Consider the following 17,112-nt stretch of genomic DNA (forward strand, 5'->3'; position numbering starts at 1 on the left):
TGTCAGGATACAAACAATGCTGCAGAAGCCTTCTGTTTAAAACAGACTGTTCTGCAGCACATTTTTATTGTTATAAAACCTTATTAAGAAAACTGATTGTTCTTTCTTCCTTAGGATTGCCGAATACCTCCTCCGGCGTGCCCTCCTCTACAATGTAGCCTCCATCCATAAATACAACGCGGTCCGCCACCTCTCTGGCAAATCCCATTTCATGGGTTACCACTACCATGGTCATGCCATCGGCAGCCAGCTGCTTCATAACCTCCAAAACCTCTCCCACCATTTCCGGGTCCAGGGCGCTGGTAGGCTCGTCAAACAGCATAATATCAGGATTCATAGCCAAGGCTCTGGCAATCGCCACACGCTGCTTCTGACCTCCTGAAAGCTGTCCCGGATAAACGTCCGCCTTATCTGACAAACCAACTCTCGTCAAAAGATCCATGCCTTTTTTTCTGGCCTCGTCCTTTGTCATCTTTTTCAGCTCCACAGGAGCCATCATAATATTTCCCAGTACAGATAAGTGGGGGAACAAATTAAAATGCTGGAAAACCATTCCAATGTTTTCTCTGACTTTATTAATATTGATTTTCCTGTCTGACATTAAATGGCCGTCCACAGTTACAACGCCGCTGGTAATATCCTCCAGACGGTTCAGACAGCGGAGAAAGGTACTTTTTCCAGATCCGGAAGGACCGATCAGGCATACAACCTCCCCCTCCTCCACATCCATATTAATGTCCTTTAAAACCTCCAGGCTTCCAAAGCTTTTCTTCAAATTCTTTACAATAATCTTACTTGGCATAGGACACCTTCCTCTCTACAATTTTTGCTACCTTAGAAAGAATGGTGCAGACTACCAGATAAAACAAAGCTACGCAAATCCAGATAGCCATAACCTTAGTGGAAGCGTTGGCAACCAGAATATTTCCTCTTTTTGTCAACTCGGAAACTCCGATTACAGAGATCAGAGAGGTATCTTTCAGAGAAATAATAAACTGGTTGATAATAGACGGCATCATAGTGCGGAAGGCCTGAGGAAGAATAATCTTACTCATAGCTTTTCCGTAAGGGAGACCTAAGCTTCTGGCCGCCTCCATCTGTCCCTTATCCACAGATTCAATACCGCCTCTGATAATCTCCGCCATGTAAGCTCCTGCATTCAGGCTGAGGATTACAATCCCCGCCGTATCCACACCACCTAAATTCTTCCATGCAAACCCATAAGGGCGCAGCGCCTGGGCGAGGCCGTAATAAATAATCATGGCCTGAACCATCAAAGGCGTTCCCCTGATTACATCAATATAAATATTGGCAATAAGCTTCAGCAGCCTTTTTCCGGAAACATTGAAAAGACCGAAAATAACTCCCAGAATTGTGGCGCAGATCAAAGAAATGACGGTCAGCTTCATAGTCATGCCTAAAGCTACCATAAATGAAGGAAAATACTTAATTAATACGTTAATTACTTCCATACTCTCATCCTAACTGTTAAAATTTTATAAGCCGTAAACATCTGAAAAGATAAAATCTGCACAGAGCAGCAAAATTGCAGGCTTTATCTTTTCAGATGTGGGCGGCAACAGCCGGAAAAGCTAAAGGGACATAAATCCAGTCCCGTCAGCTCCTCCCCTGCCAGCGTGTCCTGTTACTTTAAAAGCGGCAAACCTGATTATTTTGCAATATATGTATTAATGATCTCGTCGTACTTGCCGCTTTCTCTCAGGTTAGCCAGACCATCATTGATCATCTGAAGCAGTTCCTGATTCTCGCCCTTCATCACAGCGATGCCGTACTCGTTCTTAGACTCCAGCTTATCTAACATCTTTAAGCCCAGTCCTCTTGTAATCTCATATCCCATTACAGGATAGTCCTCAAAACATGCTGCAGATGTTCCTGCCATTACGTCCTGATACATATTAGAAGAGGAATCAAACTGTGTTACTGTAAAGCCGTATTCATCTGCAATAGACTCTGCAAACTTGCAGCCCTCTGTACCGATCTTTGCAGCAACCTGCATACCCTCTAACTGAGCGTAATCTGTAATATCAGAATCAGCCAGCACTGCGCAGCCTACGCCGGACTCAAAATATGGATCGGAGAAATCATATTTCTCTTCTCTTTCAGGGGTAATAGACATACCGGCGATTACCGCGTCTGCAGCTCCTGACTCCATAGCTGTAACAGCGGCGCTGAAGCCAACTACCTGCAGCTCATAATCAAATCCCTGATCCTCTGCAATCGCTTTTAAAAGGTCTAAGTCGATTCCTACCATCTCGCCGTTGTCATTTTCAAACTCAAAGGGCGCGAATGTAGTATCTGTAGCAATCTGGTATACCTTCTTTTCGCCCTCTGCCTCTGCTGCTTCTGTTGTATCAGCTTCCTCTGCCTTAGCGCTTTCTGTTGCCGCTGCAGTTGTATCTGCTGTCTCCTCTTTACTTCCGCAGCCGGCTGCAGAAACTGCCATAAGAGCTGCCATAGTAAGTGCCGCAAATTTCTTCATTACTTTCTCCTCCTGTTTACTTCCTTTTTGGTTATAAAATACCCGTACTATTTTACCACAATAAAATAGTAAAGTCAATCTTGCTTTTTTTCGTTTTCCGTATTATGTTAATCTTGGAAAAACAAACCTGGAGGTAACATTATGAACCAGAAAAAAATGTTTTTTGCCCTGCTTATGTCTCTCAGCCTAAGCTTATGTACAGCCTGCAGCCAGTCCTCTTCTCCCCCTTCTCTGGAGCCGTCCGCCTCTCTTTCTCCAGAGCAGCAAAAAGAGGCCTCCCTGGAAGTGGATTTTCTGGATGTAGGCCAGGGGCTTTCTGTGTTAGTCAGCTCCGAGGGCCATTATATGCTTTACGACGGAGGGGACAGAGAGTATTCCTCCTTTGTGGTAGCCTATTTAAAGGAAAAGGGAATAGAAAAATTAGATTATGTTGTTGCCTCCCACTATGATTCAGACCATCTGAACGGGGTTGTCGGCACCTTAAATGCTTTTGATGTAGACCGGATTCTGGGACCTGATTACGTCTGGGATTCTAAAGTATACCAGTCCTTTATTACAGCCAGTGAAAATCTGGGGATTCCAGTTGAACATCCGGAGCCTGGAGCAGTCTTTTCCCTGGGCGGCGCAAGCTTTCAGGTTCTGGCCCCCTCCTCTGAAAAATACAGGGACAGCAACAATTACTCCATTGTCCTCCGCCTTACATGCGGTAAAGACAGTTTCCTTTTCACAGGGGACGCAGAATATGAAAGCGAGGAAGAAATGTGCCGCACAGGCCTGACCCTGGATTCTACGGTGCTCTGTGTGGGACACCACGGTTCCGCCTCCTCCTCCACCTACCAGTTTCTGGAAAAGGTGCTGCCGGAGTATGCGGTAATCTCCTGCGGAGCTTATAATTCTTACGGCCATCCCCATGAGGAAACTATGGAAAAAATAATGGCCATGGAAATTCCTTTTTTCCGCACAGACATTCAAGGCACCATTACCGCCACCTCTGAGGGAAACGGCATCACCTGGAATACAGAGCCCTGCAAAGACTACAGTTCAGGCGACGATAGAGAAGCCGGCTCCTCCCCCACCTTTGATTCTTCAGAAATTAAGAAACAGGAATCTGGCTCTTATGTTTTAAATACTAATACAAAAAAAGTTCACCTTCCTGACTGCAGCTCTGCAGAGGATATAAAAGAAAGCAATAAAGAAATTTATACAGGAGATTTAGAGCAATTAATTGAAAATGGTTTTTCCCCCTGCCAAAGATGTCTTCCCAGAAAGTAGAAAAGAGGCGGGCGCCAGATGATGATTTGGCGCCCGCCTCTTTATCATATTAGGATTATCCTTTTGCAGATTACTTCATTCTTTTTATATCCCCTGTTTTTGGAATTTTCTCTGTAGGAATAAATCCGTCGTCCGGAATTACAGGAAGGGGGATTTCTACTCCAGGATCTTTTGGTATTAACGGAATATCTGGTGTTACAGGCGTTCCAGGAGGTTCCGGATCACGGCTTCCGCTTCCGCCGCCTCCACCGCCAGGTCTATGAGGACGGTCCGGTTCACTTGGCTTATCCGGTTCGTCTGGATCATCTGGCTTATCTGGATCATCCGGTTCGTCCGTATCATCTTCCTTCTTATTCGTAATATATGGCACTGGTTTTCCATTTACCATAGTAGTCACCATATATTCTACCTCGCCAGGTTTCAGCTCTATGGAATATACAATACCGCTTAGCTGATAACCTTCCGGCGCTTTTGTCTCTTTCAGATAATATGTGCCGTAAGGCAGTTTCTCAGATTTTCCTATACCCTTGTCTCCAGTGACAATGTAACCTATCCGTGAATCCTCGCTGCAGTTTTTGTCTGTGTAAATGCCAAATTCTGCTCCCCTTAAAACAATATCTGTATTAGATTCAGCTACCTTTTTCACTACAATTTTCGCTTCCCCGGCAGCATTTTCAATTACAGTCTCAGTATTTCCCTGATCTGAAATCTCTATCTCTGTCTCTGGGTCAGCTGACAGCTGATATCCAAATGGAGCTTCTGTCTCAATAAGAGTATATTTTCCCTCCGGAAGGCCTTTCACAGCCGCCTTTCCGTCTGCATCTGTACTGAATTCTGTTGCCTGGCTCTTTTTATCGCCATAGCCTTTGAAAATGTAGTCGTCATCCAGAATAATATATCCCTTGTTGCTGTGGAGAATGAATTTGGCTCCTTCCAGAACCTTATCATTATCTTTTTCATCCATCTTTGTGATGCGCAGCTCAGCCCGGTGGTTGGTAATGGCAGCGTCTCCGGCAAATACATGGTGAACCTTACCATTATTAATCAAACCAATTCGGAAACGTCCTGAGGTCCAAGGCTCATCATCCAGCACATATTCGTCAGGAGGCATCATTTCTTCTACAGCATAACCTCCAAATGGAATGTCTATAATCTTTCCATATCCTTCGTCTAAACGGAAGAATACAGAGTTTGACATAACAGGATGTACAGGCAGCACTGTAATGTTTTTATCCTCGCCCCATCGCTCTCTATTATCCTTATCTTCCTTCCAGACATATTGTCCGTCCTCCAGCTCCCACGTTCCGTTGGCAACTTCTGAAGCAGAAGCTTTAAATTTATCCCATCCTCCAAGGAAAGTAGAATCTCCATAAATACGGAAGACTGCATTCTTTAAGCGCCTGTCAGTTTCATACTGATCTACCTTTTCTAAGGTAATGGTGCCCTTCATGTCAGTTTCAGCATAATTAGTTATTTCAAGATTTAAGGCATTTTGATGATCCTCCGCCTTCAGATTCTGCATATCTTCCATGCTAGGCAGAATCCAGGCTTTCGGGTGGCAGTCGTCGTGGTCATACATCATAATCTCTTCCAGTACCAGGTTATTGCCTGCTCCTACAGGAGTATATCCAGGAGAAGCTTCCGCCTCCACAATAATATACTGTTTCAGGTACAGCAGATCTATTTGAGCTGCTCCCTTATCTGGGTCCTCTTCTATAGACGGTGCATCCTTTGTAATTAAAGTACCTCCCGGCAGCAGATTTTCGTCTTTTACATCTGCCTCAGACAGTGAAGCCTTTGCATCAAACGGTCCGTAAATCTCAAATTTTGTGCCTCCCAGTCTGTCTCCCAGACGGTCGGTTTTTACAATACGGAGCGTTCTCCATGGCACCAGTCCTAAGTCCTTGGTGTGATCATATGTATCTGCAGACCAAAGGAAGAAGTCCTCTGACAAGTAATTATTGTTTCCTCCTGCCTGGAAATTATTATCTTTAGCCTCGTATTCATATGCTCCTCCAGGCTGCAGCTCATCTGGTTTTCTGGAGCGGTTTGGCTCTGGATTAGGAGTATTTTCATCCTTCATCTCATGTTTCGCGGCTTTCAAGGTAAGGGCCGGATAAGAATTCATTGTTCCGCCTGTTCTCATAATCAGATTATATCTGGTTTTTACAGTACCTGTCAGCTGCTCCAGATCTAACTGATCATTTTTATACAGATTCACCTCGCTGACTGGTTTGGAAGGAGACAGTCCCTGGAACAGGAAGCTTCCATCGTTCTCATTGATAGTTCCAATAGTATCTGTGAAAGTCTGGTTTCTGTTCAGCCCTTCTATTGTGGTCAGACGTACAGAATCTATGTAGCTGGACCATATATATTTTTCCAGCCGATTTCTGTAATCACTGCCTCCATTATCATCCTGTATGCCGTTGTCATTGTCATCCAGCCACACTTTTCCTCCCACCTCTACAGTCTTAGGAACAAGAGTAACCTGAACAGGATTGCTTTGCAGCAGGAAACTATATTGCTGATGGGCATCTCTATAGAAATAAGAAAGTCCAAACGAGTTTACTGCATACTTATAATAACACTCTTCCAGTTTACTATCGTCAGATAAAATTTCAGGGTCCAGATCTGCTGTATACTTAAAAATCAGCTTATCATCTTTTGCCATTCCAAGATCTTTAATCACAAAAGCTATGCCGGTAATACTGCTTGAATCAGCAGGTTGATCCTTTTTCCAATTTGTAAAATTATCCGGCTGGCCCATCAATTCCTTCTCCAGCTTTGCTTTATCAGAACCAGAAGAAGTTGTATAATACTGAGTCAGTTTTTCAGCTGGAATTTCTTCAGACCTTTCTCTTCCGTCTACATCAGTTTTCACCAAGGTTATACTGTCAAGTGATTTGTAGGTCATCCTCCACTCGCTGCCTCGTCCGTCATCTGTATTAGGAAGAAGATCCATAATTCTGACTTCATTGATCACTGTGTCCTTAGCAGAACTGTTGCGGACAGTAAGGCGGAATTCAGCTGTAGCTTTTTTATCTGTTACATCATTTGGATTTTCCTTTACCTCAATTTTTCCGTAGCTATCGCCGTATACATAATGATCGTCTATATTTCCTTTAACTTCCTTGAGAATCTCAACAGCGCTGACTGTTTTCATAGTGCTGTCTGCATTAGCTGTTATAAAGGCATAATCATTCCACTTTGCAAAATTAGGATACTGTGCCAAAAGACTTTGAATCTCTGAAGGCAGTACCTCTGTGGGCCATTCTCCCTGACCCGAACCGTTTGCCAGCTGAAAGCTTGCTCCATGTAAATTCTCAGACAGAATCGGATTTTTCACATCACTGGTCATATATACAGTGTTGCGTATGGAAGGGTTCAATACTAAGGCCGCGTTTGTTACCTGAGCCTTAAAGCTTACAGTCACTATGTCCCCGTCTTTTAACTCTCCCTTAATAGGGAATACAATAATGTCCCTGTCGCCCAGCCGCAATATAGAAGTATCTTCAGACTGTATAGACAAATCCGAATCAGCTTCCATGTGGAGAGAACCTCTTACTGCAGTTAATCCTGCCGGTAGATAATCTATAAGCACAGGGTCCTTTAATGGCATCATATCTTCATCATGCACATTAGTGATTTTCATCTCATACTCAAGAATATCGTTTGGCTCTATATCTGTGATCTTACTTACTGACTTCTCTACAGAAACTCTTGGAGCTTTCGGCCCGTTTACATTAATATCTACAGTGGAGGAGGCAGACTGGCTTCTTAATTCTTGAGTTCCATCAGCCATCCACTCCTGATAATCTACGTCTATTTTAGCCGTATTACTTACTTTTGAAACAGCTATTCGGAAGCTTTCGTTACCATCTTGTGATGGCTGTTGGAAAACAAAGACCTCAACCTTAATTTCCCCTAGCTCTAAATCCTGAGGAAGGCTGTATTTCTTCCCTGTTTGTTCCTTATATATATCGGAGTAATACTCAATCTCTATACTTTTAATATTACCAGAAACTGTGTCAGGAACTTGAATCAGCTCAGGTGCAGCTCCATCCAGACCGCTGACTTTTACAGGGTCGGCTGTATGTAATAAGGGGGCGCTATCATTTTCTCCGCCAAAACCATAGAACCTTACCACTGCCAATATGTCGCCTACATCTGCCGGATCATTTGAACCATCTTTCTTAATATAGTTCTTATATTTTACTTCAGACAGCTGTACTGATGTAATGGTATACATATCCTTCTCATAGTCCTCATACCCCAAAGAATTATTATTTCCATCCATCATATTCAATCCAGTATCTGTTATTACCAGTTTGTCTAAAGGAAGGGTATTGTCTACTGTTGTTTGCAGAGAATATGTAACCTTCTGTTTGTCATTCCACCTCAAGTCTTCTGGAGTTACTGTTTTTTCCACCTTAACATTCACCTGCTGCCTTACATTCGCTAAAGTGATTGTCTGGTTTTCCTCCTCTGTAATGTTTTTAGTAACCTGGTATATAGTCCTTGTATCCTCTTTATTAATTACATACTCATTTATACTCTGGGTATTGCCAGTATCACCAGCAATACTTATTTCTTCAAACGTGTAAGTACCTGGCTGCAAATAAACCTTAACCCCTTCTCCGCCATAAGGCACCTGGATATCCGTTCCAACTTGAGCACCTGTTCCATCAGTAATTTCCACAGTTACCTTTCTCTCTGGGTCTGGTTTGTGGCCAGGGTCTATTGCATCTACTTTTTTAATCGTTACTTCACTGGAAGGACGGTTAAATGCCCTGCACTCATACACAGTTCCAGGAACCAGATTTTCAGGAAGCTTATAAACTGTTATATCTTGGCCGTCCACTTTGATTGTCTCTGGATGTACTTCTGTTTCTGTCTTTGTGCCGTCTTCATTCTCTGACTGAAGCCAAATGCTTTCCAGCTGATACAAGGTATATCCCTGATTATTTTTGATCTCTCCATCAGCAATAGCATACTGCTGATGATTGTCTAATTCTAAACCGTCAAAGGTAAGAACGCCATCTGATGTATCACCATCTTCCTTATAACTCCAAACTCCGCTATTGCCCTCTTCTTCGTAAAGATAAAATTGAACAGCCGGATTTGTCAGCAGATTGTCCTCATCATATCCCTCAGTGTGAACCTGGCCATACTTTTTTTAATATCCATACCGCCTTTATTTGTAATGGTCAGTTCAGGATATACCGAAGTTCCGTCAGGCCGTTCATCATAAGAAGAAACCACTTTTCCAGGAGTAAGTTTCACTTCAATGGGCCTCCGTTCTAAAACGTATCCGGCAGGAGCCTTCTCCTCTTGCAGGTAATAGGTCTTTTCTGACAGATCAGTCATTGTTACTTCTGCCCGGTAAACTCCTGTGCCCTTTCCATCTTTCTGTTCCTCTTTAAAGTCAACTACTGGTATTGTACACTCTTTATCTTCGTACAATTTAAATTCAGCGCCTGATAAAGGTTTTACCACATTCCCTTCAGCCCCTTCAGCAATTTTAAATACTTCTATACCTGCCTTACTGAATCTATTGGTTACTCCAATGCTTACATTTTTAACAGTACCGTCAAATGTACCAGCCAGCACCATATAGCCTTGATCGTCTTTTGTCCAGCCAGTTCCTGTATCTTGTAACAGCCAATTTGAATTGCTTCCCTCTTTTATACAGTAAGATTCATTAGCATTCAGCTGAGGCAGCCACACTGACGCTGTTCCATTATAAGTTGTACCTGACCCGCTAAAGGACCGGATGGTCATAGCCAGCTGTTTACCAGAGATATCAGGATCATTTACTGGGATATAGTCAGCAGCTCCTGATGGTTCTAATGGATCTGTTATCTTTTTGAAAACGTAGAAGGTTAAACTGGTGCCGTTTACAATACCGTTTATTTCTTGGGCAGACATATAAGTTCTCATATCGCCAAAATCCAGTGTTTTTGTTAATTCCAGCTGCACCTCAGGTTCATTGGTAATAGTGACAGTTTCTTTTGTAATATAGTTTTCTTTACCTTCACCTGCCATATCTCCTCTTACAGCAGTAATGATGTTAGAAGTTCTCAGACTGTAATGCTCTGGCGCAACAAGCTCTTCAAACATATACCAGCCTGGAGGACAATCAGTGAGAGTTAATGATCCATTAACATTTGTAGCGACTGTCTTTTCCTCATATACACCCCAATCTGTATCTGCTGCTGTCGGCCTGCCAGAATAATTATCATCTTGAATATCTGCTTTCAAATAACCATTCGCCAGATCTGAGGCAGCAAAAGGTTTGTAATAAACCTTAAATACAGCTCCAGAAAGATTAGTATCCTGGAATTTCGCATCTTTTTTCCGGCTCTCTATATCTGCCAGCTGAGGATTATAAATTTTCAAGGTTCTGGTCGGTCCTGTTATTCCCTCATCCCTGGGCTGCAATATTAAAGTTCTTGCTAAACCATCATCCGGATCAGGATATCCCCAATATCCAACAGTAATTTCATTTGTTTGGAATACATCATCAAAGTAGTTATTAGTGACAACTTTGGAGGCAGAATCTGACAGAACCTCTGCTGTGACTTTATAAGTTCCGCTGTTTAAGTTATTGAAAGTAGCTATAAACCTTCCACCGCTATTTTTTGTTACCTGTTCTTCTCCATTATCCAAGGTAAACTTAATACCTTCCAGACCACTAATGGTATCTTTATTCCATGGCAGTTTCTCAACCTGCAGAATTGGCTTTCTTGGATTAAATACATGTACTACGCAGTCTTGATTCTGCACTACAAAATATCTGAAATTCCAATCATTTGGCCCTCCGCTATAGAAATTATCGTAGTTTATATTACCTTTCATTTCTTTCAGTCTGTAGCTTCCTGAGCGCAGAGGAACAGTTATCTGGCCACTGGTGTTTGTTGTAAACTCCGTAACCTCCTTGCCATCTATATTGACTGAAATAGTTTTAAAAACCCTTTCTCCTGCTTCTGCGTCATACTCTTCTCTTTCCAAGGTAAATTTCACACTGTTTAATTGTGTTTTACCAATTTCACTAGCAGTCATTACAGCCAATTCATCATCTGTTTTTCCAAATGTTTTTGTACTTGGCGTATATCCCCACTTAAAGATATCAACTTGATATTCTTTGTTGGATGTATTAGTCAGACGTATTCCTGTGGCATCCTGTCCATCCTCTGCTTCTCTGTAGAAATAATCCTCATTATAACAGCCGGAAACATCACCGTAGGCCCGAAGCATCAAGGAATACTTTTCAGTATCCATCTCTACAAGAGCAGGGGCGTACACCTCTTTTATAAAGAATCTGGCTTCCTTATAATGGGATTCTTCATTTTTACCTTCTGGAGTATCATCTCCTTCTCTTATAAATTTCTCTGCGATTTCATCTGGTGAATATCCATTAGCCTTCAAGTCTGCTTCCAGATCCGCAAAGTTAATATACTTTGTCATGGCAAAGCCAGACATTATGGCAGGATATTCGCTTTCCAATCCAGTTTCCACTGTATCTACAAGCAGAATCTCTTCAAATTCTCCTTTACCAGGTACTACTTCACCCTCTTTTGGAAGAGTTGTCAGCCATACCTGATATTTTACTCCGCCTAAAAGTGTGTATCTATCTTTCTCAGGCGTAGATGCTCCATGATCCAGGAATTTTTTCAGCTTAATCTAAGCTTCATAAATTCCTTTTCCCGGGCCCTCTAAATGGTCATTGTAAAGCTCCAGACCACTATTTACCTCAGAATGATATTGAGTTACCTTTACATCTCCATTCCCTGAATTCTCATAAGTAAACTCTCTTTTACTGGACTCCGGGGAATAGATGCCCATAACCTTAGGTAAGGGTTCTACTTTATGGCCGGTGGCAGATTCTGTTTCTACCAACCAGTAAATATAACCTGGCTCTAAAACAGTAGTGTCAAACATGCCTTCCCTCGTAACCCCTGTTTCTGGGTCCAGCTTTGTTCCACTTTCATACTCTCCTACTAACTGGAACTTATTCATAACCTCCTCTGCTGAGGCTGTAAGAGTATTGTCTTCCGGAAGATCCTGCTTGTACAGTTTAAATTCTGCCCCGTTAAGTGTCTCGCCTTTATCTTTACATAACTTTGTAAACTCAAACTGTACCCAGGGATTATAATTAACCAACCTATCTGTAGTCTGAAGAGTGTTAGTGTTGCCCTCATCATCTACACCGCTTCCGCCTATTTTTTCCCAATGATAAGCAACTGCATTATATTTATTCTTCAGATCATCTACAGTAATAATATTGTTGTTTCCATCACGGCCCTGTTTTTGATAAGCCGCCGGAAGAGGCTCTCTTGTTTCTTTTTCTCCAAGCTTTTTTTCAGGCATCTCTAAGTATACGCCGCACTCTGCTTTTGTGGGGACTCTCACCTCTGCTATATAATACTGCTTATCCTTTTTTACTTCTTTAAATACTGCGTTTCCGTCATAAGGATCTGTAACAGCATCCGCTACCCAGGTAACATTTTCCTGATCATCTACCTCAAACAATGCAAGGGTTACTCTGCCCAACACATAATCTACAGGGTTTGTCTCATAAAGCCATTGATTTCTCCACACCTTAGGAGCCTTAATCGTAATTTTAGGATCATTCTCCAATACCAGATTTGTCTCTGTTGCTGTATCTACTGGCTTTAAGATTTCTCCAGGCTCCAAAGTGACTTTGATCTCTTCATCTGTAAGGAAATACTTATCTGGAGCAGCCGTCTCCTTAATTACATATGTAATAAGCTGTCCTTTTTCATCTACAACGGGCAGATCTTTAAATGTAGCAAGCCCACCGCTGGTTTTTTCTACTTTAACAGCATTATTTGAATCATCTGACCGGTAAATAGAAAGCTCAGCTCCTGATACAGTAAGACCGGTAATAGAGTCCTTTTTCTTAATTTGCACCCCGCCTTTATTCTCATAATTCACCATGGAGAACAGGTCATGGGTATTTGTGTCTTTTGCATTTTCTATTTTGTATGGTCCAAAATAAGCTGCATTTTCAGCATCGGTTGAGACTAGCTCCATTTTCAGGCTAATACCTTCAACGTCCATCCACTCATATTTTTCCTTAGCCTCTCCTGGAGAAGCTTGCTCAAACAGATAATAAGGATTAATAATACCATCCTTTATAACTTCCTTAAAATAATACTCCCCTGGAGGAAGCTGAGCCGCCACATTAGAGCTGATTACTTTATCAGCTACTTGCTGAAATGTACCGTCTGCCTCTTTCGTGTATACTTCAAATGTAATATTTTCAGGATAAGTAATGGCTCCCCCCTCTGTACTGTCTCCCATTGTCTTCAGGGATTTCTTAATTTCAAATTTGTAATGAGGGTCATTATAAATTTTTAAAGTATGGTCCCCTTTATTAGCCAGTATTTTTCTAAGTTCTTCTCTTGTTACAATATTATCGCCATCTTCATCTTCAGCCTTAATGACATAAGTTTCATCTTTTTTACTATAATTAGGCGGCGCTACACTTTCTGTAACTGTATAATCGGTTCCTGGCTTTAACATGAACAGGGTACCGGCTGAAGTCATATCAATCTTAATTCCAGTCTTACCATCCTGTTCTAAGGATGCAGGATTTCCGTCTTTATCAGTATATGTAACCTCTATCTCTGCGCCTGAAATTCGATTTTTTGTTACAGAGTCATACTTCTGCACCCAGTAGGGAAGCTCCTGTTTCACATTGTAGGCAGTTACGTCCACAATTTCTGTTCTGCTGACGCGGCAGGGGCCAATGGCCTGGACTGTCTTTCCATCTATCTCGATATCCTGGACATAATACTGGTTTAACTCAGGAGTTGCCGATGAAGATGAAGCCACCTCCAGCTTTTCACCCTCTTTTATTCCTTCCTCCACCCAATAATAGTCAATGAGTCCTCCTCCAGCTTCCCCTGTAAAAATCTCCAGCTCTTTCAGAACAATCTGGCCATCTTTATCTGTGCTAAAAATAGTTTCACCATTTTGGGATACTTTTGCATATGTACCGTCTGAATTTCTCCGGTACAAGCTAAAAGTTCTTTTATTGGCGTCAGTGGCATCTGCAATTTTTTCTGTATAAATTCCATTCTGGACAGAAGCTGTATATTTTGTTAATGTCATCTGGCCCAGTCTGATATTCTTTAATTCCTTACTTGTAGTGCCAGAAGGAGTTAAGGTAAATTCTTTGTATACCTTTCTTTCTGTTTGGTCTACTTCTACTGTTAAATCGTCAGAACTTTCCCCGCTGCTGTAGCCTTCAGGCAATTCTTCTACTATACGGTAAGAAATCGGGTTTCCATCGCCATCTAATGCAGGCAGCTTTTCTGAAAACTTAGAATTTGTACCTACAGAATATTTTTTGGTATTTCCATCTGCGTCTGTCACATCTTCCCATGCACCGTTATTCTTTCTCTGAAAATAAAAGGCGTTTACAAAATCCGGCTGAAGACGTGTGGGAACATCCACATACTGGTTCTCATTATTCTGCACTAATTTTGTAACTTCGATTTTTCCCTGATTTTCCTGATTAGGCCAGGGGATTTCAAAGTTATTAAGCCTGTTTGCCTCTACCTTTACTTCAAAGCTGCTATTAAATTTCACATACCCCTCAGGCGCCTGAATCTCTTTTATGTAATAAGTTCCCGGATCAAGGTAATTAAACAGTACCTCACTGTCCTTAGCAGATGTTGCTGTTTTCACCGGCACAGCGTCTGAAGCCGTAGATGTATAGATACCAAACACCGCTCCCTCCAAAGAATTGCTAATTCCGTCTACTGACATTCCTACTTTTTTCAGTTTAAATGTCCCTGTCTTTGGAGTATTTTGGCATGTTACTTCTTTAACATCATTTTCCTTCAAATATTCCGCTGAGATAGGAGTATTATTATTTTCTGTTCTGTCTGGAGCAGATTTTTCTATAATTTGATACACCCCTGGTTCTACAGTAACTTCAACATAGCCATTATCACCTGTTGCATAAGATAAATCCTCATTATTTTCAATGGTAGGATTTACAACAATAGGGCCGCCTTTATTCGTCTGACCTGTCACTGTATAATTTTCATAAGATACCCAGGCTCCATTTACCCTTTTCTGTATATCAAACTCAGCGGCTCCCGGATATTCTTTTTCTAATTCTTTATCATAAGGAACATACTCTTTTTTTACTACATCCCAGATTTCTTTATGGATTTTGATTTTAGCAGGTTCTTCCTTAATCTTTACTTTAATATCCGCTTTACTTACATCAAAGCGATCCGGTTCAGTGCTTCCTAGCAGGTTATATGATAACTTAACCTCATTATGAATAGTGAAAGTATTCTCATCCCCATACCTGTCGTCGTTATAGCTCATAACAAAGTCTTCATAAGGATAATAGACAGTCACTTCATATACAGTGTAATATGGGGCTGACTCATCTAACTTGTCAGAATTTCCGTTTGTAATATATTGATCTATAGTAAATTCTTTAGTGTCAGCACTTTCAAATAAAAGCTCTTCCTGCCCTTCAAAGCGTACTTCTATTTTTTTAGGAGCAGGAAAGCCTGTTACCTTATTCCCCTCTACAGAAATAACGTCTTCCAGCTTAAAAGAACTAAATCCTGTACGTCCTGCTGCGTCTAAATATGCCGCCGGATCATTAGTAGTATCTGTCTTATCTGAATTGGCAAAACCAACCTTCAGCCTGTACTGTACCTGAAGCAGGTCTTTTCCGCCCACAGTTACCTTTTTCCAGTCATTTGCCTGAGTATCCTCTTTTTTCACATACCAATCATCCTTGGTAACAGTAATAAAGGAACTTTCAGCCGGATTCGCCTGGCTCTCCACAAAATATGTTTCTTTTTCTCCAGTGTCATAATCCTCAATATCCAGTTGGCACTCTGCCCACATATATTTTTCAGGAAGGGCATATTCCTTATTAATAGGTTCTTTTCCATTTCCTCCTACATATGCGTTAAATTCTAAGGCCTGAGCTCTGGCCGAACCTGTTTCAAGGGAATCATAATGCAGTCTGTATTTCCAGTATTTTTTTCCGTCAATTTCAATTTCCTCTTTATCCTCAAATACTGATTCTTCATTTTCCACGATTATATTTTCAGGCAGCACAATGAAAATATTAACATCCTTCAGCTGATCATAAATAGGCCTATTGGCGGCGCCTATAAATGTAAATGTAGGCACCTCTGTTGTCATAATATCAAAACGATAAGAGAAAACATCGCCGGCTAATACTTCACCCCTTGGCCCTCCTGTCATAGCCATAGTCATAAACGGCTCTGAAGGAGATGCATGATACAGAGAATCTGCATAATCAAATACATTTTCATAGCTTCTTGTATCTGCCGTCATCACTACAATCTGAAAGCTTCCCACATTCAGCTGATAATTTGGGTTTTCAGTCTTAGATCTGGCAAATAAAGATCTTTTAGATTCTTTTCGGCGGATAGCCTCCAGCTCTTCCTGTTCCAGTTCCCAATTACCCCCCCCCCGGTATTTTTCGATTACAAAATCACCGTAGAGAAGCTTCACTGCATCTGAACCTGTAGCCTTATAAAAAATGTGTTCTTCCTCATCTTCATCTATTTCAGAGGCAGAGGCTGCGTAAAGTACAGGCACACTATGACTGCTTTTTTCCAGTGCACCTTCCCCGGAAGCCTGGCTGACAGTATGTCTGTCTTTTTCCTCACTGTCATCCTCTTCTTCTGCGTCGCTGGGACTTTCTGTTATAATTAAATCTTCATCTATAATCTCTTCATCTATAATCTCTTCATCTACAATCAGATCTTCGTCCAGAATCTCTTCATCATATCCTTCCAGCTGTCCTAAAATCTGATATTTTTCCACATTGCCCTGGAACACGTGCATTCTGTCTCCAAGCACGTGAACCTCCATGGACACATCCTGCTCCAGATTGCCGTTTAAACCGATAATCTTTACCTGGTCTGCAAAACACGGTTCCCCTTCCTCATCTTCATCCTCAGAAAGAGTAACTGCCGCCAGCACTGTAAAGTCGTCTCCCCTGTCTTCCTGTAAAATCAGAACGCTGTCCTCCAGCTGTTCCTCCAGAAGCTCTCCAATGTCCTCCTGCATAAAATCAGGATAAGGCAGGGCCTCTTTATCCAGTTCAATGCCCTGGCCGCCTGTTTCATCTAAAATCTCTCTGATTTCTTCCTCTGTAAAAGTAATCTCTTTTTCTAAAGTCAAGCCGCCGTCTCCCGGCAAATTCACTGTGGCCGCCGCCAGGTCTAATACTGGTTCCATTACCATAAGACAAGCCAGCATAAGGGCCGTAAAACTTCTTTTTATCCAGTCTTTCATAG

The 17,112-nt window shown here is 41.8% G+C and carries 7 protein-coding genes; 1 reads left to right on the forward strand and 6 read right to left on the reverse strand.

From position 1 onward, the window contains the following. Positions 1–70: 70 nt before the first annotated feature. The 3 genes from C1A07_RS01610 to C1A07_RS01620 form a co-directional block, all read right to left on the reverse strand. Positions 71–802 (reverse strand): amino acid ABC transporter ATP-binding protein, encoded by a 732-nt coding sequence (locus tag C1A07_RS01610; RefSeq protein WP_101875552.1) that lies wholly within the window; start codon positions 800–802, stop codon positions 71–73. Next, a complete protein-coding gene (locus C1A07_RS01615; RefSeq protein WP_101875553.1) occupies positions 792–1,472 on the reverse strand; it encodes an amino acid ABC transporter permease in 681 nt (226 codons plus the stop codon). Before C1A07_RS01615 ends, C1A07_RS01610 begins: the two co-directional genes overlap by 11 nt. A 197-nt stretch (positions 1,473–1,669) precedes the next feature. Next, positions 1,670–2,500 carry a transporter substrate-binding domain-containing protein gene (locus tag C1A07_RS01620; protein ID WP_101875554.1) on the reverse strand — a complete coding sequence of 277 codons (831 nt, stop codon included), beginning with the start codon at positions 2,498–2,500 and terminating at the stop codon, positions 1,670–1,672. A gap of 141 nt (positions 2,501–2,641) precedes the next feature. Between C1A07_RS01620 and C1A07_RS01625 the strand changes: the two genes are divergently transcribed. After that, positions 2,642–3,772: a ComEC/Rec2 family competence protein gene (locus C1A07_RS01625; RefSeq protein ID WP_101875555.1), complete on the forward strand. Its 1,131-nt coding sequence runs from the start codon at positions 2,642–2,644 to the stop codon at positions 3,770–3,772. A gap of 70 nt (positions 3,773–3,842) precedes the next feature. On the opposite strand, the gene C1A07_RS16120 is transcribed toward C1A07_RS01625, so the two are convergent. From C1A07_RS16120 to C1A07_RS01640, 3 genes are all read right to left on the reverse strand, one after another. After that, positions 3,843–8,720 carry a SpaA isopeptide-forming pilin-related protein gene (locus C1A07_RS16120; protein ID WP_101875556.1) on the reverse strand — a complete coding sequence of 1,626 codons (4,878 nt, stop codon included), beginning with the start codon at positions 8,718–8,720 and terminating at the stop codon, positions 3,843–3,845. Between the two features lie 176 nt (positions 8,721–8,896). Continuing rightward, positions 8,897–11,278, reverse strand: a complete 2,382-nt coding sequence (locus tag C1A07_RS01635; RefSeq protein WP_145996024.1) for a SpaA isopeptide-forming pilin-related protein — start codon at positions 11,276–11,278, stop codon at positions 8,897–8,899. Between the two features lie 177 nt (positions 11,279–11,455). Beyond that, positions 11,456–17,110 carry a prealbumin-like fold domain-containing protein gene (locus C1A07_RS01640; RefSeq protein WP_101875558.1) on the reverse strand — a complete coding sequence of 1,885 codons (5,655 nt, stop codon included), beginning with the start codon at positions 17,108–17,110 and terminating at the stop codon, positions 11,456–11,458. Positions 17,111–17,112 lie beyond the last annotated feature (2 nt).

It is taken from the genome of Lachnoclostridium edouardi (assembly GCF_900240245.1).
In the GTDB taxonomy this organism is placed as follows: domain Bacteria; phylum Bacillota; class Clostridia; order Lachnospirales; family Lachnospiraceae; genus Lachnoclostridium_A; species Lachnoclostridium_A edouardi.

What these genes read in the sequence shown, in the direction of transcription:
- C1A07_RS01610 (WP_101875552.1), bottom strand. Translation starts at nt 802, where the DNA reads ATGCCAAGTAAGATTATTGTAAAGAATTTGAAGAAAAGCTTTGGAAGC.
- C1A07_RS01615 (WP_101875553.1), bottom strand. Translation starts at nt 1,472, where the DNA reads ATGGAAGTAATTAACGTATTAATTAAGTATTTTCCTTCATTTATGGTA.
- C1A07_RS01620 (WP_101875554.1), bottom strand. Translation starts at nt 2,500, where the DNA reads ATGAAGAAATTTGCGGCACTTACTATGGCAGCTCTTATGGCAGTTTCT.
- C1A07_RS01625 (WP_101875555.1), top strand. Translation starts at nt 2,642, where the DNA reads ATGAACCAGAAAAAAATGTTTTTTGCCCTGCTTATGTCTCTCAGCCTA.
- C1A07_RS01640 (WP_101875558.1), bottom strand. Translation starts at nt 17,110, where the DNA reads ATGAAAGACTGGATAAAAAGAAGTTTTACGGCCCTTATGCTGGCTTGT.